At 72.4% G+C, this 22,322-nt stretch carries 16 protein-coding genes; 8 read left to right on the forward strand and 8 right to left on the reverse strand.

What is annotated here, in order from left to right; genetic code table 11:
- Window position 1 precedes the first annotated feature (1 nt).
- Both ACH4ZX_RS21270 and pta read right to left on the reverse strand, forming a co-directional pair.
- Window positions 2-1,378, reverse strand: a complete 1,377-nt coding sequence (locus tag ACH4ZX_RS21270; RefSeq protein WP_398274800.1) for an acetate kinase — start codon at window positions 1,376-1,378, stop codon at window positions 2-4.
- Window positions 1,375-3,465: a phosphate acetyltransferase gene (pta, locus tag ACH4ZX_RS21275; RefSeq protein WP_398274803.1), complete on the reverse strand. Its 2,091-nt coding sequence runs from the start codon at window positions 3,463-3,465 to the stop codon at window positions 1,375-1,377. Before pta ends, ACH4ZX_RS21270 begins: the two co-directional genes overlap by 4 nt.
- A 319-nt stretch (window positions 3,466-3,784) precedes the next feature.
- On the opposite strand from pta, the gene ACH4ZX_RS21280 reads away from it, so the two are divergent.
- On the forward strand, window positions 3,785-4,810 hold the full coding sequence (locus ACH4ZX_RS21280) for an ATP-dependent 6-phosphofructokinase (RefSeq protein ID WP_398274805.1): 1,026 nt from the start codon (window positions 3,785-3,787) through the stop codon (window positions 4,808-4,810).
- Window positions 4,811-4,880: 70 nt separating this feature from the next.
- Here the strand turns inward: ACH4ZX_RS21280 and ACH4ZX_RS21285 are convergent, their stop codons facing one another.
- From ACH4ZX_RS21285 to ACH4ZX_RS21295, 3 genes are all read right to left on the reverse strand, one after another.
- Entirely contained in the window at window positions 4,881-5,594 is a 714-nt protein-coding gene (locus ACH4ZX_RS21285; protein ID WP_398274808.1) for an XRE family transcriptional regulator, read from the reverse strand.
- 768 nt (window positions 5,595-6,362) lie between these two features.
- Window positions 6,363-7,049 (reverse strand): response regulator, encoded by a 687-nt coding sequence (locus tag ACH4ZX_RS21290; protein ID WP_398274811.1) that lies wholly within the window; start codon window positions 7,047-7,049, stop codon window positions 6,363-6,365.
- Entirely contained in the window at window positions 7,046-8,671 is a 1,626-nt protein-coding gene (locus ACH4ZX_RS21295) for an ATP-binding protein (protein ID WP_398274813.1), read from the reverse strand. Before ACH4ZX_RS21295 ends, ACH4ZX_RS21290 begins: the two co-directional genes overlap by 4 nt.
- 152 nt (window positions 8,672-8,823) lie before the next feature.
- Here ACH4ZX_RS21295 and ACH4ZX_RS21300 point away from each other — a divergent pair, with 152 nt between their 5' ends.
- Entirely contained in the window at window positions 8,824-10,206 is a 1,383-nt protein-coding gene (locus ACH4ZX_RS21300) for a cation:dicarboxylate symporter family transporter (RefSeq protein ID WP_398274816.1), read from the forward strand.
- 115 nt (window positions 10,207-10,321) lie between these two features.
- Here the strand turns inward: ACH4ZX_RS21300 and ACH4ZX_RS21305 are convergent, their stop codons facing one another.
- Entirely contained in the window at window positions 10,322-10,939 is a 618-nt protein-coding gene (locus ACH4ZX_RS21305) for a TetR/AcrR family transcriptional regulator (protein ID WP_398274819.1), read from the reverse strand.
- 213 nt (window positions 10,940-11,152) lie between these two features.
- Between ACH4ZX_RS21305 and ACH4ZX_RS21310 the strand changes: the two genes are divergently transcribed.
- From ACH4ZX_RS21310 to ACH4ZX_RS21335, 6 genes are all read left to right on the forward strand, one after another.
- Window positions 11,153-12,895, forward strand: a complete 1,743-nt coding sequence (locus tag ACH4ZX_RS21310) for an MFS transporter (protein WP_398274822.1) — start codon at window positions 11,153-11,155, stop codon at window positions 12,893-12,895.
- Window positions 12,896-12,979: 84 nt separating this feature from the next.
- On the forward strand, window positions 12,980-13,744 hold the full coding sequence (locus tag ACH4ZX_RS21315) for a DUF2127 domain-containing protein (protein ID WP_398274824.1): 765 nt from the start codon (window positions 12,980-12,982) through the stop codon (window positions 13,742-13,744).
- 149 nt (window positions 13,745-13,893) lie between these two features.
- Window positions 13,894-14,697: a maleylpyruvate isomerase family mycothiol-dependent enzyme gene (locus tag ACH4ZX_RS21320; RefSeq protein ID WP_398274827.1), complete on the forward strand. Its 804-nt coding sequence runs from the start codon at window positions 13,894-13,896 to the stop codon at window positions 14,695-14,697.
- Window positions 14,698-14,791: 94 nt separating this feature from the next.
- A complete protein-coding gene (locus tag ACH4ZX_RS21325) occupies window positions 14,792-15,181 on the forward strand; it encodes a MerR family transcriptional regulator (RefSeq protein ID WP_324784754.1) in 390 nt (129 codons plus the stop codon).
- Between the two features lie 14 nt (window positions 15,182-15,195).
- Window positions 15,196-15,510, forward strand: coding sequence for a thioredoxin family protein (locus tag ACH4ZX_RS21330; RefSeq protein ID WP_398274831.1), 315 nt, complete (start codon window positions 15,196-15,198; stop codon window positions 15,508-15,510).
- A gap of 131 nt (window positions 15,511-15,641) precedes the next feature.
- Window positions 15,642-17,906 carry a HelD family protein gene (locus ACH4ZX_RS21335; protein WP_398275115.1) on the forward strand — a complete coding sequence of 755 codons (2,265 nt, stop codon included), beginning with the start codon at window positions 15,642-15,644 and terminating at the stop codon, window positions 17,904-17,906.
- 68 nt (window positions 17,907-17,974) lie between these two features.
- On the opposite strand, the gene glgB is transcribed toward ACH4ZX_RS21335, so the two are convergent.
- Both glgB and ACH4ZX_RS21345 read right to left on the reverse strand, forming a co-directional pair.
- On the reverse strand, window positions 17,975-20,830 hold the full coding sequence (glgB, locus tag ACH4ZX_RS21340; protein WP_398274833.1) for a 1,4-alpha-glucan branching enzyme: 2,856 nt from the start codon (window positions 20,828-20,830) through the stop codon (window positions 17,975-17,977).
- Window positions 20,831-20,865: 35 nt separating this feature from the next.
- A complete protein-coding gene (locus ACH4ZX_RS21345) occupies window positions 20,866-22,254 on the reverse strand; it encodes a maltokinase (RefSeq protein WP_398274836.1) in 1,389 nt (462 codons plus the stop codon).
- Between the last annotated feature and the right edge of the window lie 68 nt (window positions 22,255-22,322).

Genomic DNA, 22,322 nt, shown 5'->3' on the forward strand with positions numbered 1-22,322 from the left:
CCTATCGGTTTGTTTCGCCGCGGAATATTCCGTCTGGCGGAAGATGCAAATGGGCGGGGCCGCGCTCAGGCGTGTTACCGACGTGTATTCCTCGGCTGTTGTCCGGCGGTTCTGTTGTCCAGCGGTTCTTTCCGACCAGTGCGTAGGTCTGTGTCGCGATCTCCAGTTCCTCGTCCGTCGGCACCACGGCGACGGCCACACGCGCGTGCGCGGGCGAGATCAGCCGCGGCCCGTCGCCCGGCGCCGCGTTCAGCGCGGCGTCGACCGCCAGGCCCAGCTCCTCCAGGCCCGCCACGGCGGCCTCCCGCACCGATGCCGCGTTCTCGCCCACCCCGGCGGTGAAGGCGACCGCGTCCACCCGTCCGAGCACCGCGTAATAGGCGCCTATGTACTTCTTCAAACGGTGAATGTAGATGTCGAACGCGAGCTGCGCCTGTTCGTCACCTTCACCGATACGCCGTCGGATCTCCCGCATGTCGTTGTCACCGCACAGCCCGATCAGTCCGCTCCTCTTGTTGAGAAGAGTGTCGATCTCGTCGGTGGACATTCCCCCTACACGCATCAAATGGAAGATGACGGCCGGGTCCAGGTCCCCGGACCGCGTACCCATCACCAGTCCCTCCAAAGGCGTCAGTCCCATGGAGGTGTCCACGCACTTCCCCGCCCGCACGGCCGACGCGGACGCGCCGTTGCCCAGGTGCAGCACGATCAGGTTGACGTCCTCGGGCGCCCTGCCCAGCAGCTTCGCCGTCGCCCGGGACACGTAGGCGTGCGAGGTCCCGTGGAATCCGTAGCGCCGGATGCGGTGGGCGTCGGCCGTGGCCACGTCGATCGCGTACCGGGCGGCCGACTCCGGCATCGTGGTGTGGAACGCGGTGTCGAAGACGGCGACCTGGGGCAGGTCGGGGCGCAGCGCCCGCGCGGTGCGGATGCCGGTGAGGTTGGCCGGGTTGTGCAGCGGGGCCACCGGGATCAGCCGCTCGATCTCGTCGAGCACGGTGTCGTCGATCACGGTCGGCTCGGTGAAGTGCATGCCGCCGTGCACCACCCGGTGCCCGATGGCGGCGAGTTCGGGCGAGTCGAGCCCGAGCCCGTCCCTGGCCAGCTCGTCGGCGACGGCCTTCAGCGCGGCGTCGTGGTCGGCGATGGGCCCGTCGTGTTCCCGGGTCACGCCGGTGGCCGACGGAGTGTGCCGCAGCCGCGAGGTCTGCTCGCCGATCCGCTCGACGAGCCCCACCGCCAGCCGGCAGCCCTCGCGCATGTCGAGAAGCTGGTACTTCACCGAGGAGGAGCCGGAGTTGAGGACGAGGACGCGGGCGGGGGGCGCCGGGCGCGGATCGCCGGGCCGGGCGGCGCTGGGCGACGGGTGGGAGGTCACGGGGCGGGAACCTTCTCGGTCGGGGACTGGGCCTGGATCGCCGTGATGGCGACCGTGTTCACGATGTCCTGGACGAGGGCGCCCCGGGACAGGTCGTTGACCGGCTTGCGCAGCCCCTGGAGCACCGGTCCGACCGCGATCGCCCCGGCCGAGCGCTGCACGGCCTTGTAGGTGTTGTTCCCGGTGTTGAGGTCGGGGAAGATCAGGACGCTCGCCTGCCCGGCCACCTCGGACCCCGGCAGCTTCGTCGCCGCGACCGTCGGCTCGACGGCGGCGTCGTACTGGATCGGCCCCTCGACCTTCAGGTCCGGCCGCCGCGAACGCACCAGCTCCGTCGCCTCGCGCACCTTGTCGACGTCGGCGCCGAAGCCGGAGGTGCCGGTGGAGTACGACAGCATCGCGATCCGCGGTTCCACCCCGAACTGCTCGGCGGTGGCCGCCGACTGCACGGCGATGTCGGCGAGCTGCGTCGCGTCCGGGTCGGGGTTCACCGCGCAGTCGCCGTAGACCAGCACCTTGTCGGAGAGGCACATGAAGAAGACCGAGCTGACGATCTTGGTGTCCGGCTTGGTCTTGATGATCTCGAACGCGGGCCGGATGGTCGCGGCCGTGGAGTGCACCGAACCGGACACCATGCCGTCGGCGAGCCCCTGCTCGACCATCAGCGTGCCGAAGTAGTTGGCGTCCGAGACGACGTCGTACGCCAGCTCCACCGTGACGCCCTTGTGGGCGCGCAGCCGCGCGTACTTCTCGGCGAAGGTGTCCCGCAGCTCGGAGGTGGCCGGGTCGATCAGCTGCGCCTCGCCCAGGTCGATGCCCAGGTCGGCGGCCTTCTTGCGGATCTGCTCGACCGGGCCGAGCAGGACGAGGTCGCACACCCCGCGGCGCAGCAGCACCTCGGCGGCGTGCAGGACGCGCTCCTCGGTGCCCTCGGGCAGGACGACGCGGCGCCGGTCGGAGCGTGCCTGCTCCAGCAGCTGGTGCTCGAACATCATGGGCGTGACGCGGTCGGTGGTGGGCGCGGACACCCGCCCGAGCAGGGCGGCGGTGTCGACGTAGCGCTCGAAGACGCCGAGCGCCATCTCCGCCTTGCGCGGGGTCGCCGCGTTCAGCTTGCCCTCCAGGGCGAACAGCTGCTCGGCGGTGGGGAAGCTCATGCCGGGCACCGAGAGCACCGGGGTGCCCGGGGCCAGCCGGGAGGCCAGGGTGAGCACGTCCTCGCCGGGGGCCTCGCCCAGGGTCAGCAGCACACCGGCGATCGGCGGGGTGCCGGCGCTGTGCGCGGCGAACGAGCCGACCACCAGGTCGGCGCGGTCACCGGGGGTGACGACCAGGCAGCCGGGCGTCAGGGCGTCGAGGAACTTCGGCAGCATCGCGCCGCCGAAGACGAAGTCGAGGGCGTCCCGGGCGAGCCCGGAGTCGTCGCCCAGCACGATCCTGGCGTCCAGCGCCTGGGCGATCTGCGCGACGGTCGGCGCGGAGAGGGCCGGCTCGTCGGGCAGGACGTAGCAGGGCACGGGCAGCCGGGCCTCCAGCCGCTCGGCGATCACCTCACGGTCCTGGCGGTCGACCCGGTTGACGACCATGGCGAGGACGTCGCAGCCCAGCCCGTGGTACGCCCGGTAGGCGTTGCGCGTCTCGGCGCGCACCGACTCGGCGGTCTGCCTGCGGCCGCCCACCACCGGGATCACGGACGCGCCGAACTCGTTGGCGAGGCGGGCGTTCAGCGACAGTTCGTCCGGCAGCTGGGTGTCGGCGAAGTCGGTGCCGAGGACGAGGACGACGTCGTAGTCGCGCGCGACCCGGTGGAACCGGTCGACCAGGGTCGACACCAGCTCGTCGGTGCCCTGCTCGGCCTGCAGGGCGGACGCCTCCTGGTAGTCCATGCCGTAGACGGTGGCCGGGTCCTGGACCAGCCGGTACCGGGCCCGCAGGAGCTCGAAGAGGCGGTCGGGGCTGTGGTGGACGAGCGGCCGGAACACGCCGACCCGGTCGACCTGCCGGGTCAGGAGCTCCATCACGCCCAGCTCCACGACCTGGCGGCCGTCGCCGCGGTCGATACCGGTCACGTACACGCTGCGCGTCACGCGTGCTCTCCGTTCGTCTCTCGGGGGTTTCGGAGGCCCCGGGGTCTCGGGGCCCGGCGTCGTCCGGGCAGGAGGCGGGGTGCGCACGCGGTGCGGAAATCGCCCACCGGGGTGAGCGCAGCCCTCTTGACAGTACCTCCGCCCCTGGCCGTGTCACCGTTCCGCAGCAAGATCGGGACCAATGGCCCACACGCCTTCCGTCCGGGAGGGACCGGACGGAAGCACTACGGCCTTGTGCGGCATGGAACAATCGAACTGGCTCACCGGAACCAGCAATCCGGCTCATCGGCAACCAGAAGCGAGCAGGAGACACAGCACGATGCGCATCGGAGTTCTCACCGCAGGCGGCGACTGCCCTGGCCTGAACGCCGTGATCCGGTCGGTCGTGCACCGAGCGGTGACGGCGTACGGCGACGAGGTCATCGGCTTCGTGGACGGCTACGCGGGCCTGCTCGACGGCCGCTACCGCGGCCTCGACCTCAACGCGGTCAGCGGCATCCTGGCCCGCGGCGGCACCATCCTCGGCTCCTCGCGGCTGGAGCGTGACCGGCTGCGCGAGGCCTGCGAGAACGCCTCCGACATCGTCCGCGAGTTCGGCATCGACGCGCTGATCCCGATCGGCGGCGAAGGCACCCTGACGGCGGCGCGCATGCTGTCGGACGCGGGGCTGCCGGTGGTCGGCGTCCCCAAGACGATCGACAACGACATCTCCTCCACCGACCGCACGTTCGGCTTCGACACCGCCGTCGGGGTCGCCACCGAGGCGATGGACCGCCTGAAGACGACCGCCGAGTCGCACCAGCGCGTGATGGTCGTCGAGGTGATGGGCCGGCACGCCGGCTGGATCGCCCTGGAGTCCGGCATGGCGGCCGGCGCGCACGGCATCTGCCTGCCCGAGCGGGCCTTCGACCCGGCCGACCTGGTGAAGATGGTCGAGGAGCGCTTCTCGCGGGGCAAGAAGTTCGCCGTGATCTGCGTAGCCGAGGGCGCCCACCCCGCCGAGGGCAGCATGGACTACGGCAAGGGCGAGATCGACAAGTTCGGCCACGAGCGCTTCCAGGGCATAGGCACCGCCCTGGCCTACGAGTTGGAGCGCCGCCTCGGCAAGGAGGCCAAGCCGGTCATCCTGGGCCACGTCCAGCGCGGCGGCGTGCCGACGGCCTACGACCGCGTCCTCGCCACCCGCTTCGGCTGGCACGCCGTCGAGGCCGCGCACCGCGGCGAGTTCGGCCGGATGACCGCGCTGCGCGGCAACGACATCGTGATGGTGCCGCTGGCGGACGCGGTCACCGAGCTGAAGACCGTGCCGAAGGACCGGATGGACGAGGCGGAGTCGGTCTTCTAGACCGCTCCGGACGGTTCTGGGCTGTTCTGGACGGTCCCGAACCCGGCGTTCCGGCACCACCGGGTCCGGCTCAGACGGTGTTGTCCTGGATCGCCGCCCAGAAGTGGTCGACGATCCGGCGCAGGAACTCCCGGCCCGCGTCGCCGCCGCCCCGGCTCGGGGCGGCGGTCGTCTGCCGCTGGTAGTCCTGGTGCAGTTCCTGCAGGGCGTCCGCGAGCAGGCGCCGGTCCAGGGGCACCGTCCTGCCCACCGGGCGGACGTACGCCTGCCAGCGCGAGGTCACGGCGTTGCGCAGCAGTTGGGCGAGTTTCTCGTCGCGTCCCGTGACCGAGATGAAGTCCGGCAGCGAGAGACCGAGCAGGTCGGCGAGCGCGGCCGACTGGCGGTCGCTGCCGCGCCAGCAGTCGTGCTCCTCCATGTGCAGATAGGCGAGGAGTTCGAGGCCGACGCTGTGGGCGACGTCCTCCGGGGCGAGTCCGCGGGCGATGCGGTGCTCGCGCAACGTGCGGGGTCTGCCGAGGAGTTCGTCCGGCGAACACCACAGGACTCCGGCCAGCGCGGTGAGTTCGGGGCCGGTGGGGGCGGTCAGCTCGTGCTCCCAGGCGAGGACGAGGTCCGGGGTGACGTAGGGCAGTCCGTAGGAGGCGCGCAGCCCGAAGGCGACGTGCTCGGGCCCCATGTTCAGGGCGGCGCGCAGACGGCGGGCGGCGTGGGCGTCGAAGGGGGGATTGGGTGGATTCGGGGCGGCGGGCCGGTTCGGCTGAGCGGGGGGTGGTTGGCGCACGGCCCTCAACGTAGGGCCCTGGACCCGCGATGACTACGTTCTGTTCGGCCAGGATCACAGATCGTAGGAATCTACGGTTCCGGCCGCGGGGGCGGCCGGCCGGGGAACGCCTGTTTGACCCGGCGGGGCGGCGGCGCGGCGACCGAGCGCGGCAGACGCGTCGGGCACGCGCCGAAGGGCAAGGTGAGCGGGCATATGCCGCTCACCGCCGACGCCGAACCCCCCACCCCGCCCGCCACCACCACGACCGCCCCCAACCCCCCTACGGAAGGGTAACCACCGGCGCGATCCACACCCCCACGCCCCCACAACCACCCTGCGCCCTGCGGCCCCGGCCGGTGCCTTCCGCGGCCTCCGCGGCCTGGCGGCCTTCCGGCCTGCGGCCTGCGGCCTGCGGCCTGCGGCCTGGCGGCCTGCGGCCTGCGGCCTTCCGGCCTGCGGCCTGCGGCCTGCGGCCTGGCGGCCTGCGGCCTGCGGCCTTCCGGCCTGCGGCCTGCGGCCTGCGGCCTGCGGCCTGCGGCCTGCGGCCTTCCGGCCTGCGGCCTGCGGCCTGCGGCCTTCCGGCCTGCGGCCTGCGGCCTGCGGCCTGCGGCCTGCGGCCTGCGGCCTGCGGCCTGCGGCCTGGCGGCCTGCGGCCTCGCTGTCTCGTGGCCCCCGTCACCCGTCACCCGCCACCCGCCGCACCCCCTCAGCCGCCGCTCCCTCCCCGACCGCGTCGGGCGGGCCGGACTGCCGGGCGGGCCGGGGTGGTTCCTGGGGGTTCTTCGGCTACGGTGCTTTCACCCAGCGGTAGCGCAGTTCTGGTCGGCCCACCGTTCCGTACTGCGGGTTCCGTGCCGCCCTCCCCGTGTCCACCAGGTGTTCCAGGTAGCGGCGGGCGGTGATCCGGGAGATGCCCACCGTCTCCGCCACCTGGGCGGCCGTCAGGCCCTCGGTGTGGTCGCGCAGTGCCACGGTCACGCGTTCCAGCGTCGGGGCGCTCAGTCCCTTCGGCAGCGCCGCCGGCGAGGGCGCCCGCAGCGTGGCGAGCGCCCGGTCCACCTCGTCCTGCCCGCTCGCCTCGCCCACCGCCGCGTGGAACTCGGCGTACCGCACCAGCCGGTCCCGCAGGGTCGCGAAGGTGAACGGCTTCAGCACGTACTGCACCACGCCCAGCGACACCCCCTCCCGCACCACCGCCAGATCCCGCGCCGACGTCACCGCTATGACGTCCGCGTGGTGCCCGGCCGCCCGCAGCGAGCGGGCCAGCTGCAGGCCGTGCACGTCGGGCAGGTGCAGGTCCAGCAGGAGCAGGTCGACGGGCGTGCGGTCCAGGACGCGCCGCGCCTCGGCCCCCGTGCGCGCCTTGCCGACCGCCACGAAGCCCGGCACCCGGCCGACGTACATGACGTGCGCGTCGGCGGCCACCGGGTCGTCCTCCACCACCAGGACGCGGATGGGCCGGTCGCCCGTCATGCGCCGCTCCCGGTGACCACGGCGCCCTGCTCGCTCAGCGGCAGCCGCACCTCGAACTCGGCCCCGCCCCCGTCCGCGTCCGCCACGGTCAGGGCGCCCGCGTGCCGGAGCACGGCCTGCCGGACGAGCGCCAGCCCCAGGCCGCGCCCGCCGGGTCCGGCCGGCTTGGTGGAGAACCCGCGCCGGAACACCAGCTCCGCGTGGTCCGGCTGCACGCCGCGGCCCGTGTCGGACACCCGCAGCACCAGCTCGCCCCCGTCCGTGTACGCCGTCACCGTCACCCGGGCCCGCAGGCTGCCCTGCGCCGCGTCCACGGCGTTGTCGACCAGGTTGCCCAGGATGGTCACCAGGTCCCGGGCCGGCAGGCTCTCCGGCAGCAGCCCGTCGTCCAGGCGGCTCTCCGGCGACACCACCAGCTCCACGCCCCGCTCGTTCGCCTGCGCCGTCTTGCCCAGGAGCAGGGCCGCGAGCACCGGTTCGCCGACCGCCGCGACCACCTGGTCGGTGAGCGCCTGGGCGAGTTCCAGTTCCGCCGTCGCGAACTCGACCGCCTCGTCCGCCCGGCCGAGTTCGATCAGCGACACCACCGTGTGCAGCCGGTTCGCCGCCTCGTGCGCCTGCGAGCGCAGCGCCTGTGTGAAGCCCCGCTCGGAGTCCAACTCGCCCATCAGGGACTGTAGTTCGGTCACGTCCCGCAGGGTGACCACGGTGCCCCGGCGCTCTCCGCCCGACACCGGCGAGGTGTTGACCACCAGGACCCGCGAGGCGGTCAGGTGCACCTCGTCCACCCGGGGTTCGGAGGCCAGCAGCGCCCCGGTGAGCGGGGCCGGCAGCCCGAGTTCGGCCACCGAACTGCCCACCACGTCCGGCCCCACCCCCAGCAACTCCCGCCCGCCGTCGTTGATCAGCGCCACCCGGTACTGCCCGTCCAGCATCAGCAGCCCCTCACGCACCGCGTGCAGGGCGGCCTGGTGGTAGTCGTGCATCCGGCTCAGCTCGGTCGCGTTCATGCCGTGAGTGTGACGGCGCAGCCGGGCGTTGACGACGTACGTGCCGACCGCGCCGAGGGCGAGGGCTCCCGCCGCCACGCCGAGCAGCGCCGACACCTGGCCCTGCGCCCGCTTGCTGATCGCGTCCACCTTGATGCCCGCGCTGACCAGGCCGACGATGCGGCGGTCGTCGCCGACGACCGGGGTGACGGCCCGCACCGACGGGCCGAGCGTGCCCGTGTAGGTCTCGGTGAAGGACTCGCCCTTCAGCGCCCGGTCGATGGTGCCGCGGAAGTGCTTGCCGATCTGGTCCGCGCGGGGGTGCGTCCAGCGGATCCCCCGCGGGTCCATGATCGTGACGAAGTCGACGTCCGAGTCGCGCATCACCCGCAGCGCGTACGGCTGGAGGCGGGCGCTGGGGTCGGAGGTGCGGATCGCCGCCCTCACCGACGGGGAGTCCGCCACCGCGCGGGTCACCGCCATGGCCTGCCGGCCGGCCGCCTCCTCGGCCTGCCGCTGGTCGCTGATGTAGGTGAACAGCGCGTACCCGGCGACGACGACCGCTATCAGCACGGCCTGCATGGCGAAGAGCTGCCCCGCCAGGCTGCGGGGTCTCGGGACGGGAAGGCGCATGCGGCCAGTGTGCCCCGCACGCCGGGCGTGAACTAAATGAACGCAAGCGTGACCGGCCCCACAGGCCGGGAGATAGTCACGGCAATCCCCCACAACCCCCGGACGTGAGCCGCACGCCGGTGTGACCGACGAAGACGTCAAGGAGGGCAGCCGTGGCCGCCAGCACTCCCGATACGGCACCTGCCGCACCCGCCGCCAAGCGGGACCGCACCCATTATCTGTACATCGCGGTCATCGCCGCGGTGGCGCTCGGGATCGCCGTGGGACTCATCTGGCCCGACGCGGGCGTCGAGCTGAAGCCGCTCGGCACCGGCTTCGTGAACCTGATCAAGATGATGATCTCGCCGATCATCTTCTGCACGATCGTGCTCGGCATCGGGTCGGTCCGCAAGGCCGCCAAGGTCGGCGCCGTCGGCGGCATCGCGCTCGGCTACTTCCTGGTGATGTCGCTGGTCGCGCTGAGCATCGGACTGCTGGTCGGCAACGTCCTGCACCCCGGTGACGGGCTGCACCTGACCGAGGCGGTCAAGGCGACCGGCCACGACCAGGTCTCCGCCGACGCGCTGCCGCCGGTCGACTTCGTGCTGTCGATCATCCCGGTGACCTTCGTGTCCGCGTTCACCGAGGGCCAGGTGCTGCAGACGCTGCTCGTGGCGCTGCTCGCCGGGTTCGCGCTGCAGGCCATGGGCCCGGCCGGGCAGCCGGTGCTGCGCGGTGTGGAGCACATCCAGCGGCTGGTCTTCCGCATCCTCGCGATGGTGATGTGGGCCGCCCCGGTCGGCGCCTTCGGAGCCATAGCCGCGGTCGTCGGCTCCTCCGGCGTCGACGCCCTCAAGAGCCTCGCGGTGCTGATGCTCGGCTTCTACGTCACCTGCGTGCTGTTCGTCTTCCTCGTCCTCGGCGTGCTGCTGCGGGTGCTCGCCGGGCTGAACATCCTCACCCTGTTCAAGTACCTGGCGCGGGAGTTCCTGCTGATCCTGTCCACCTCCTCCTCCGAGTCCGCGCTGCCGCGGCTCATCGCGAAGATGGAGCACCTGGGCGTCAGCAAGGCCGTGGTCGGCATCACCGTCCCGACCGGCTACTCCTTCAACCTCGACGGCACGATGATCTACATGACCATGGCGTCGCTCTACATCGCCGACGCCCTGGGCACCCCGATGTCCCTCGGCGAGCAGATCCCGCTGCTGCTGTTCCTGCTGCTGGCGTCCAAGGGCGCGGCCGGCGTCAGCGGCGCCGGTCTGGCGACCCTGGCCGGCGGTCTGCAGTCGCACAAGCCCGCGCTGGTGGACGGCGTCGGCCTGATCGTCGGCATCGACCGGTTCATGAGCGAGGCCCGCGCCCTGACGAACTTCGCGGGCAACTCCGTCGCCACCGTCCTCATCGGCACCTGGACGAAGGAGATCGACAAGGACCGCGTCCGGCGGGTCCTCGCCGGCGAACTGCCCTTCGACGAGACGACACTCCTCGACGAGGACCAGGCCGAGCGCCCCGCGGTGCCAGGGCAGGGCAGCGAGAAGGAACTCGTCCGGGCGTAGCCCCCTGTCGTCCAGGTCTCCCGCACTCCGGGCGGCTGGGTGTTCCCCCCGTCGCTCAGCCGCCCGGTCCCTCGCCCCGGTCCCTCGCCCCGGTCCCTCGCCCCGATCCCTCGCGTCAACCGCTCAGTTTCGCCACCAGTCCGGTGGCCTCGCCGGCGGGCACGCCCGCCGCGGTCAGTACGGTGACCGCGGCGGAGCGGCCCGCCTTCGGCGATTCCAGCAGGTCCTCGTTCACCGCCTCCATCAGCGCGAACAGGATCTGCTCATGCACGAAGGCGAGCGCCGGCGCGGGCAGCGGGGAGCTGAACTCCCCTGATTCCAGACCCTGTTGAAGCAGTTCCACGGCGCTTTCCCGGACGGGCGCGAGGCGCTCGCGGATGCTCCGCACGGTGACCGTGCGCTGGGCGAGGGCCACGAGCAGCCGGTAGCGGTCGGCGATCTCCCAGATCGCGAGGACCGAACGCGCCACGGCCTCGGCGGGGTCGCGCACCCCCGCGCGGGCGGCCTCCTGCGCGACGGCCACCGCCTCCACGGCCCCGTCGATGATGGTGTCGACCAGCGCCTCACGACTCGGGAAGTGCCCGTACACGGTCCGTCGTACGACGCCCGCCGCGCGCGCGATCTGGTCCATGGACGCGTCGGGGTCGCGCAGCAGCTCGGCGAGGGCGACGTCGAGGATGCGGCGGCGGTTCGCGTCGGCGCGGCTGGTGTTACCCGTGGTCATGACCGCCATTGTGCCTGGCGCACCCGGACGGACCGGCCCTTCCCCCGTGTGGGCTTCACCATGGCTTCACCCACTCCATTTGCACAGCGATGTGCAGGCGACGTACATTGCACATCGTTGTGCAACTGCACGCGACTGTGCAAGTCGTGTCGAAGTGAAGTCCTGAACTCCCGAAGTCCTGAACTCCCGAAGTCCCGTCGTCCGAGGAAGGCGCTCCCGCCCATGCGACTCGTCATGAACGAACCGGTCGAAAGGATGGACCGCCCCTACGCCCGGCGCTGGTGGGCGCTCCTGGTGCTCTGCCTGAGCCTGCTGATCATCGTGATGGCCAACACCGCCCTCACCGTCGCGGCGCCCGACATGACCCAGGACCTGGGCCTGTCCAGCGCCGACCTGCAGTGGGTGATCGACGGCTACACCGTGCCGTACGCCGCGCTGATGCTGCTGCTCGGCGCGATCGGCGACAAGTACAGCCGCCGCGGCGCGCTCGCCGCCGGGCTCACGGTGTTCGGGGCCGGTGCGGTCTTCGGCTACCTCGCCGACAGCGCCGCGACGGTCATCGCGGCGCGCGCCGTGATGGGAGCCGGCGCCGCGCTGATCATGCCCGCCACGCTCTCCCTGCTCGCCGCGACCTTCCCGCGGGCCGAGCGGGCCAGGGCGATCACCGCGTGGACCGCCACCGCCGGCCTGGCGATCGCGGCCGGCCCGGTCGTCGCCGGCGCGCTGCTGGAGCGCCACGGCTGGTCCTCGACGTTCCTGATCAACGTCCCCGTGGCCGCCGTCGCCCTGCTCGCCTGCTTCGTCCTCGTGCCGCCGTCCAGGGCCGCCCACCACGAGCGCATCGACCATGTCGGCGGCCTGCTGTCCGTGCTGTGGATCGGCTCGCTGGTCTACATGATCATCGAGGGCCCGCACTTCGGCTGGGGCGTGAAGGCGGTCACGGCCGCGGCCGTCGCGGTCGCCGGCCTGGTGGCCTTCGTGCTGTGGGAGCTGCGCCACCCGCGCCCGCTGATCGACGTACGCCGCTTCGCGCACCGCTCCTTCGCCGGCGCCAACCTCGCCGTGGCCCTGTTCTTCCTGGCCGTCTTCGGCGCCTTCTACTACCTCACCCAGTACCTGCAGTTCGTCCTCGGCTACGACGCCCTGGAGACCGGCCTGCGCATGCTGCCCCTCGCCGGCGCCGTCTTCGTCGGCGCCGGCCTGACCGGTCTGCTCACCCCGCGGGTCGGCATGAAGTGGACGGTCACCGCGGGCATGGTCGGCGGCACGACCGCCCTCGCGCTGCTCACCCGGATCGACGCCGGTTCGTCGTACGGCGATCTCGTCGTCCCCCTCGTCGTCCTGGGGCTGGCCATCGGGCTCGCGCTCTCGCCCTGCACGGACGCGATCATGGGGGTGTTCCCGGAGTCCGACCTGGGCGTCGGCGGCGCGGTGAACGACACCTCGCTGGAGCTCGGCGGCTCGCTCGGCATCGCGATCCTCGGTTCGCTGCTGGCGACGTCGTACTCGGACCGCCTCGCCGACGCCACCGCCGGCAGCCGGCTGCCCGCCTCAGGTCTGGCCACCGCGCAGGACTCGGTCGGCGCCGGGTACGCGGTCGCGCGCGGCATCGGCGAGAAGGCGAGGCAGGCCGCCGCGCAGGCCCAGCAGGCGACCGACCCGCAGCAGGCCGCCGGCCTGAAGGCCCAGGCCGGGCAGCTCGCCGAGGGCGCCCGGCAGCTGGCGGACGCGGTCGGCTCGGCCTTCGCCGACGCGGTCGCCCGCACCAGCCTGACCGGGGCGGTGATCCTCGGCGTCGGCACGGTGCTCGTGGCGGTGCTGCTGCCGCGCGGACGGAAGGCCGCGGGGCCGGCCGGGGGCGAGGGGACCGCCGTGGCCGCGGGGACGGCCGGGTCCGACGAGGACAAGAAGGACGGGGACGAGAAGAGGAGCGAGAAGGTGCGGGAGTCCAGCGGGAGCCGCTGATCCTCACCGATCTCTTACCGTCGTCCACTAGCGTGCCGCGCCGGCGATGTACCGGCGCGGCACGTATCTGTGGAGGCACGCGGGATGGCGATCGACTGGGACCGGCGGACGTGCGCGCGCAAGGGGCACGTCACCTACGCGCCGGACGACCCCCGCCTGCGGGTGCGGCTGCACGCCGAGACGGCGCTCGGCGAGGTGTGGCGCTGTCTGCGCTGCGGCGACTTCGTGCTCGGCGAGCCGCACGGCTCGGGGCCCGCCGCCGACGCCCCGCTGGTGCCGCGCGGCAAGGTGCTGCGGGACCTGTTCGTGCTGCGTTTCCTGGCGATCGAACGGGCGGTGCGCGGCGTGTTCATCGTGCTGGTCGCGGTGGCCGTGTGGCGGTTCAGCAACAGCCAGGACGCGGTGCGCCGGCTCTTCGACGAGTACCTCGACGTCTTCCGGCCGGTCTTCCGGCACTTCCACTACGACCTGGACCACTCGCCCGTCGTCGGCACCGTCCAGAAGGCCTTCGGCTACCGGCACGACACCCTCCTGCTGCTGGCCGGGCTGCTGCTGGCGTACGCGGTGGTCGAACTCGTCGAGGCGGTCGGCCTCTGGTACGCCAAACGCTGGGCGGAGTACCTGACGGTGGTCGCCACCTCCGCCTTCCTGCCGCTGGAGATCTACGAACTCACCGGGCACGTCAGCTGGCTGAAGATCACCACCTTGGTCCTCAACATCCTCGCCGTCCTCTACATCGCCCTCACCAAGCGCCTGTTCGGCCTGCGCGGCGGCCGCGCCGCCTTCGACCGGGAGCGGCAGAGCGCCTCACTGCTGGAGGTGGAGGAGTCCGCGGGGGTGCTGGTCTAGGGCAGGTCTAGGGCCGCACCGGATCCGGCCCCGGCCTGGTCGGGTTTGCACTTTTCGCGCCCGTCGTCAACACCCCTTCCGTACTTTTCCAGGACCTTTCCGGCATCTTGGTGTCGGCCTGGTTCCCTGCCTACTTTGGTGAGCGAAGCTTGCCAGTCGACTGGGTGGTGATCCCCATGGTCACGGTGCTGGACAGGGACGAGCTCTGGCGCTACGTCGACCAGGAGCGGGCGAGCCTGGCCGATCTGCTGGAGGGACTGAGCCCCGAGGAGTGGGAGGCGCCCACCCTGTGCGGCGACTGGCGGGTGCGGGACGTCGCCGCGCATCTGACCGTCGGGCCGCGCAGCCACGGGCGGGACGTCCTGCGCGAACTGCTGCGCGCCCACGGAGACGCCCACCGCATGATCCACGACGTGTCGGTCCGCGAAGGGCGGCGGCCCGTCGGCGAGATCGTCGCCGCGCTGCGCTCCGCCGTCGGCTCCCGCCGCACGGCGCCGGGCACCACCCCGCACGAGACGCTGCTCGACCTGCTGGTCCACGGCCAGGACATCGCACTGGCCCTCGGCCGGGAGCGGGAGATGCCGCCGGCGGCGGCCCGCGACGCGGCGGAACGTGTGTGGACCATGCGCTTCCCGCCCCGTCCGTGGCCGCGGCCGCAGGCCCGGCTCGTCGCCACCGACACCGACTGGGCGCGCGGGGAGGGCGAGGAGGTCCGCGCACCGATCGCGGCGCTGCTTCTGCTGCTCACCGGACGCCCCGAGGCGGCCCGGGCGTGGTTCCGGCGGGCCGAGGAGCCGCTGTGGTCGAGGGCGCAGTGCTGGCTGGGATGCGAACCGCCGACGCTCCACCCGACCACGGCGCACAGCACGCTCCACCCGGCCACCGCGCACGGGGCGAACCACCCGGCCACCGCCCACGGGGCGAGCCGCCCTGCCGCGGCGCACAAGCGGTGACGCGGCGCAGGCGGCCGGCGAGGCGGGCCGCCGGCGAGGGAGCCGTGCGGCCGGTGTTGCCTTGACGTCGGCGTCAAGCCGTACCGTCGTATGCATGCGAATCGGCGAGCTGGCCGCACGGGCCGGGACCACTACGCGGACGCTGCGGTACTACGAGTCGCGCGGGCTGCTGCCCGCGCGGCGCGGCGACAACGGGTACCGGACGTACGACGAGAGCGATCTTAGGCTGCTCCGGCAGATCAGGACCCTGCAGGACTTCGGGTTCGAGCTGGAGGAGACGCGGCCCTTCGTGGAGTGCCTGCGGGCTGGGCACCCGGAGGGTGACACCTGTCCCGCCTCGATCGAGGTCTACCGGCGCAAGCTGGACGAACTCGACGCCTTGATCGGGGAGCTGCAGGCCGTGCGGGCGAAGATCGGCGTGCGGCTGGCCATGGCCGAAGGCGAACCACCACCATTGTGCGAACTGGGAGGGACGGAACTGTGATCAGGGCGGCCGGAGTGACCGAGGTGACCGACGCGGACTTCGCGGCGGAGGTGATCGGGGCGGACATGCCGGTGCTGGTGGAGTTCACCGCCGACTGGTGCCCGCCGTGCCGGCAGATGGGCCCGGTGCTCACCGCCCTCGCGGCCGAGGAGGGCGAGCGGCTGAAGGTGGTCCAGCTGGACGTGGACACCAATCCGGAGACGACGAACGCGTACAAGGTGCTGTCGATGCCGACCTTCATGGTCTTCCGGGACGGCGAGCCGGTGAAGGCGATGGTGGGCGCCCGGCCCAAGCGGCGGCTGCTGGAGGAGCTGTCCGACGTGCTGTGACCGGTGTGACCGGCCCGGACGACGCCACGAAAAATCCCCCGAGCAATTGCGCTCGGGGGATTTTCTTGCGTATATTCAATGATTCGCGACTTCATGAATTCGGGTCGCGGAAAGTCTAGTGAGCGTAGTATATCCGGGCGGGAGCGGAATTGTCAAACACCGACTTTCATGACGGTGAATTGAGGCGTGAACAGGAATTCATCGACGGCGTGTACGCGCGCGTCGACGCCCTGCGCGGCGACACCGAGACCGCCGTCACCGACGCGCTCGCCCAGGGCAGCACGCCGATGCAGGCCCGGCTCGAGCGGGACATCCTGGTCGCCGAGCGATCCGGGCTGCTCGCCGCGCTGAACGCGGTCGACGGCTCGCTCTGCTTCGGCCGCATCGACCTCGCCTCGGGCACCAGCCACCACATCGGCCGCGTCGGCCTGCGCACGGACGACGCCGACCGCACCCCGATCCTCATCGACTGGCGGGCCGATGTCGCCCGCCCCTTCTACCTGGCCACCGGCCACACCCCGATGGGCCTGCGCAGGCGTCGGCACATCACCACCAGCGGCCGCACGGTGACCGCCCTGCACGACGAGATCCTCGACCTCGGCGACGAGACGCGCACCGGCCACGAGGACCCGTCCGGCGACGCCGTGCTGCTGGCCGCGCTCAACTCCGCGCGCACCGGCCGGATGGGCGACATCGTGCAGACCATCCAGGCCGAGCAGGACCGGATCATCCGCGCCCCGCACCGCGGGGTGCTGGTCGTCGAGGGCGGCCCCGGCACCGGCAAGACGGCGGTCGCGCTGCACCGCGCGGCCTACCTCCTGTACGAACACCGGGAACTGCTGGCCAAGCGCGCCGTGCTCATCGTCGGCCCGAACCCGGCCTTCCTCGGCTACATCGGCGAGGTGCTGCCCTCCCTCGGCGAGACCGGCGTGCTGCTGTCGACGGTGGGCGAGTTGTTCCCCGGCGTGAAGGCGACGGCCGCCGACACCCGCGAGGCGGCCGCGGTCAAGGGGCGCGCCGCCATGGCGGACGTGCTCGCCGAGGTCGTCCGCGACTGGCAGGCGCTGCCCGAACCGGTGATCGCGATCGAGCACGACCGCGAGATCCTGATGCTCGACGACGACCTGGTGCGCGTGGCGCGGGAGCGCACCCGCGCCGCCGGGCTGCCGCACAACGTCGCCCGTGAGACCTTCGAGGGGCACATCCTCAACACGCTCACCGACATGGTCGCCGAGCGCATCGGCACCGACCCCTACGACGGCACGATCCTCCTCGACCCGAGCGACATCACCCAGATCCGGGACGAACTCGCCGAGAACCCCGAGGTGTGGGCCGCCATCGACCAGCTCTGGCCGCTGCTGACGCCCGAGCGGCTGGTCGCGGACTTCCTCGCCGACCCCGTCGGCTACCTCCCCGACGAGGACGCGGCCGCCGTCCGGCGCCCGGTGACGCGGGCGTGGACCGTGGCGGACGTGCCGCTGCTGGACGAGGCGGCCGAACTCCTCGGCGAGGACGACCGCACGGCCCGGGCGCGCGCGGACCGCGAGCGCCGGACGCAGATCGCCTACGCGCAGGGCGTCCTCGACGTCTCCTACGCCTCCCGCACCTACGAGTTCGACGACAAGGAGGACGAGGACAGCGAGGTGCTGTCCGCGCACGACATCATCGACGCCGAACGGTTCGCCGAACGGCACGAGGAGGACGACCACCGCAGCGCCGCCGAGCGCGCGGCGGCCGACCGCACCTGGGCGTTCGGGCACATCATCGTCGACGAGGCGCAGGAGTTGTCGCCCATGGCGTGGCGGATGCTGATGCGGCGCTGCCCCACCCGCTCGATGACCCTGGTGGGCGACCCGGCGCAGACCGCGGAGGCGGCCGGTGTCGGCTCCTGGGCGAAGATCCTCGAGCCCTATGTCGAGGACCGCTGGGTGCACACCCGCCTGGGCGTCAACTACCGCACCCCCGCCGAGATCATGGAACTGGCGGCGGCCGTCGTACGGGCCGAGGACCCGGACTTCGCGCCGCCGAGCTCCGTGCGGTCCACGGGCGTACGGCCCTGGATCCGCGCCACCGCCGACCTGCCCGGCGCCGTGGCCGAGGCGGTACGGGAACTCACCCCGGCCGAGGGCCGGCTGGCGGTCATCGCCCCGCGCGAACTGCACCGCAGGCTGGCCGCACGGCTGGACGGGGTGACCGCGGGCGCGCAGCCCGACCTCACGCGGACGGTCGTCCTGCTGGACCCGAGGCAGGCCAAGGGGCTGGAGTTCGACACGGTGCTGGTGGTCGAGCCCGGACGGTACGGCACGAGCGACCTGTACGTGGCGCTGACCCGGGCCACCCAGCGACTCGGCGTACTGCACACCGGAAAGCTGCCGAAGGCGCTGGCCACCGGCTGAACACCCGTGGGCGCGGCGACCGTTGCCGTTCGGCACTCCTGCCGGACGGCAACGGTCGCCGGACGGGCCTACGCCGGGCGCAGCCAGACCGTCGCCAGCGGCGGCAGCGTCAGCCGGACACTGGCCGGGCGGCCGTGCGCTCCCTGGGGCTCCGGTTTGACGATGTCCGGGTTGGTGACGTCGCTGCCGCCGTACTTCGCCGCGTCGGTGTTCAGGACCTCGTGCCAGGCGGGGACGTCGTCGGGTACGCCGAGGCGGTACCCGGTCCGTACGACGGGGGCGAAGTTGGAGACCGCGAGCAGCGGGCTGCCGTCGGCGTCCAGCCGCAGGAACGCGAAGACGTTGTCCTCGGCCGCGTCCCCGACGATCCACTGGAAGCCGTCGGGTTCGGTGTCGCACTGCCACAGGGCGGGCGTGTGCCGGTAGACGGCGTTGAGGTCGCGGACCAGGTCGCGCACGCCCCGGTGGTCGGCCTCGGCGCCGTAGCCCGGGTCGAGCAGCCACCAGTCGGGGCCGTGCGTCTCGGACCACTCGGCGCCCTGGGCGAACTCCTGCCCCATGAAGAGGAGTTGCTTGCCCGGGTGGGACCACATGAACCCCAGGTAGGCGCGCAGGTTGGCCCGCTGCTGCCACCAGTCGCCGGGCATCTTCGACACCAGCGAGCCCTTGCCGTGGACCACCTCGTCGTGGGAGATGGGCAGGACGTAGTTCTCGCTGTAGGCGTACACCATCGAGAAGGTCATCTCGTCGTGGTGGTACTTGCGGTGGACCGGGTCGTGGCTCATGTAGTCCAGCGAGTCGTGCATCCAGCCCATGCTCCACTTCAGGCCGAAACCGAGCCCGCCGAAGCCGCCCGGTCCCTTGTGGTGGGTGGCCCGCGTGACGCCGTCCCACGCCGTCGACTCCTCCGCGACGGTCACCACGCCCGGCACCCGCCGGTACACGGTGGCGTTCATCTCCTGCAGGAACGCCACCGCGTCCAGGTTCTCCCGCCCGCCGTGCACGTTCGGCGTCCACTGGCCCGGCTCGCGCGAGTAGTCGAGGTAGAGCATGGAGGCGACCGCGTCCACCCGCAGGCCGTCGATGTGGAACTCCTCGCACCAGTACACGGCGTTGGCGACCAGGAAGTTGCGCACCTCGTTGCGCCCGTAGTCGAACTCCAGGGTGCCCCAGTCGGGGTGCGCGGCGCGCAGCGGGTCCTGGTGCTCGTACAGCGGGCGGCCGTCGAACTCGGCCAGCGCCCAGGCGTCCCGCGGGAAGTGCGCCGGGACCCAGTCCATCAGGACGCCGACACCGGCCTGGTGCAGCGCGTCCACCAGGTACTTGAAGTCGTCGGGGGTGCCCAGCCGGGCGGTGGGCGCGTAGAAGCCGGTGACCTGGTAGCCCCAGGAGCCGCCGAAGGGGTGCTCGGCGACCGGCATCAGTTCGACGTGCGTGAACCCGAGGTCCTTGACGTACCGGGGCAGCTGCTCGGCGAGCTGGCGGTACGTCAGTCCCGGCCGCCAGGAAGGCAGGTGGACCTCGTACACGGCGAACGGTGCCTTGTGCGCGGGGAGTTCGGCGCGGCGCTCCAGCCACTCGGCGTCCTGCCAGACGTGGTGCGAGGCGGTGACGATCGAGGAGGTGGCGGGCGGGACCTCCGTGCGGCGGGCCAGCGGGTCGGCGCGCAGCGTCTTCGAGCCGTCGGGCCGGGTGATCTCGAACTTGTACAGCTCACCCTCTCCGATGCCGGGCACGAACAGCTCCCAGACGCCGGACGAGCCCAGCGCGCGCATCGCGTGGCCCGTGCCGTCCCAGAAGTTGAAGGTGCCGGCCACGCGCACGCCGCGCGCGTTCGGCGCCCAGACCGCGAAGCGGGTGCCGGCCACGCCCTGGTGGGTCATGGGATGCGCGCCGAGGGCCTGCCACAGCTCCTCGTGGCGTCCCTCGCCGATCAGGTGCAGGTCGAGATCGCCGAGCGTGGGCAGGAAGCCGTAGGCGTCCGGGGTGTCCTGCACCGTGCCCTCGTACGCCACGAGGAGCCGGTAGACCGGGACCTCGGACAGGGGCAGCAGGCCGGAGAAGAAGCCGTCGCCGTCGTCGTGCAGCTCCGCCCGCAGCTCCCCGGCGACGACGGTGACCGACAGCGCGTACGGGCGGAAGGCGCGGAAGGCCACCCCGCCCGGCACCGGGTGGGCGCCGAGCACGGAGTGCGGGGAGTGGTGCGAGCCGTCGAGCAGCCGCTCGCGGTCCGCGGCCCCGACGGCGGGGGAGACGGCGACCTCGACGGGGGTCTCGACGGGGGTCTCGACGGAGGGCTCAGCGGGGGTCTCCTGCGCGGCGACCGGGGCCGGAGCCGTCACGGGGGCCGGCCGGGCCGCCGGTTCGGCGGCCTTCCGGGGCGCGCTCTTCCTGGGGGCGGTCTTCTTCGCGGCGGCGGTGGTCTTCCGTACGGCGGTCTTCTCGGCCGCGCCCGCCGCGACGGCGCCGGTCTCCCCGGCCGACGGCCCGCCCATGGCCTCCCTCGCCACGGTCTTCTTCGCGACGGTCTTCTTCGCCACGGTCTTCTTCGCCACCGCCTTCTTGACGGCCGTCTTCTCGGCAGCGGTCTTCTTCACCGCGGTCTTCTTGGCAGGGGTCTCCCCGGCAGCGGTTTTCCGGGCAGTGGCCTTCTTGGCGGGAGCCGTCGTCGCGGCGGCGGTCTGCGCGGTGGCCTTCTTGGTCACCGTCTTCTTCGCCACGGCCTTCTTGGCGACAGCCTTCTTGGCCGCCGTCTTCTTCGCCGCCGCCTTCTCGGCGGTCTTGCGTACGGTGCTGTTCCCGGCCGGGCTGTTCCCGGCCGGGGTCTTCTCGGCTGTCCTCTTCGCGGTGCTCGTCTCCGCGGCGGCCGTCTCCTCGGCCGTCTTCTTCGGATCCGGTCCGCTGGACGGGGGGCGGGGGGTCACGGGCGGAGCCTCCTGGGCGACGTCAGGTCGGTCGGTCAGATCAGGTCGGACGCGGCGTAGCGCTCGATCGCCGCCATCGGTACGGCAAGCCAGTCCGGACGGTGCCGGGCCTCGTAGAGGACCTCGTACACGGCCTTGTCCGTCTCGTAGGCCCGCAGCAGCACCGGGTCGGTCCGCGGATCGCGGCCGCTGACCTCCGCGTATCCGGAGCAGTACGCGGCCCGGCACGTCTCGGCCCACTCCGGCGCGGGCGGGTCCGCCGAGAGCGCCGCGTAGTCGAAGGAGCGCAGCATCCCCGCGATGTCCCGCACCGGCGGCTGCGGCAGCCGCCGCTCGGACAGCGGCTTCGACGGTTCCCCCTCGAAGTCGATCAGCCACCACTGGCCGGCCGGCGAGCGCAGGCACTGCCCGAGGTGCAGGTCGCCGTGGACGCGCTGAGCGGTCCAGGTGTGACCCTCGGCGGCCAGGTCGGCCAGTGCCGTGAACGCCGAGCGCAGCCCGGGCGCGTACGGCCGCAGCGCGGGCACCGCCTGTGCGGCCGCGTCCAGGCGCTCCATCATCCCGTCGGCCATCGACTGCACCTGGTGGTGGGCCAGGGTGACGGTCGGCAGGGCGCGGGCCAGCGCCGTGTGCACCTCGGCGGTGGCGCGCCCGAGGGCGCGCGCCTCGGCGCCGAAGTCCTCGCCCTTGGCCAGCTCGCGCAGCGCCAGCTCCCAGCCGTCCGCCGCGCCCTGCAGGAAGGGTTGCAGCACACCGAGCACGTACGGCTCACCGCCCAGCTCGGCCCGCAGCCACGCCAACGGCGCCGGCACTCGCGGGCAGCCCTCGCGGGCCAGCGCCAGCGGCAGCTCCAGATCGGGGTTGACGCCGGGCACGATGCGGCGCAGCAGCTTGAGAATAAACGTATCTCCATAGACGACCGAGGAGTTCGACTGCTCGGCGGTCATCACGCGGGGCACCAGCCCGCCGCGGATCTCCTGGGCCGGGTCCCGCTCGAAGCGAAGCCCGCCGATCCGGGCCTGGGTGCGCAGCGCCTCCAGGAGCAGCTCGGCGGGCCGGGGGTCGTACAGGGCCTCGTACACCGTGTGACCGGCGAGCGGGCCCTCCTCCACGTGTCCGATCAGCGCGGGCGCCAGCCGGGGCGGCAGCGCCTCGCGCGCGCCTATGAGCAACTGGTAGCAGTCGCCGGGGTGGGATTCCCCGCCCGGCGTGGACGGCTGGTGCGCGCGCACCAGCAGGTGGTACAGGCCCAGCTTGCCGCCTGTGGGCAGCAGCTCGGTGACGGCGACCAGCGAGAACCCGGTGACCGGACGTCCTTTTCCCGCGAACCAGCGCTGCCGCGGCAGCCACTCGCGCAACAGTGGATCCAGAGACGCCAGGAGGCCGGGACTGCTGGTGACGGTACGGGTGACGGCTTCCGACATACGTCGCGTCCTTTCCCCGGGGGTGGTCGGGGTGTTACTGATGCGTGCCCCGGGTGGGGCGGGAGAAA

It is taken from the genome of Streptomyces sp. NPDC020490 (assembly GCF_044335305.1).
Classification (GTDB): Bacteria; Actinomycetota; Actinomycetes; order Streptomycetales; family Streptomycetaceae; genus Streptomyces.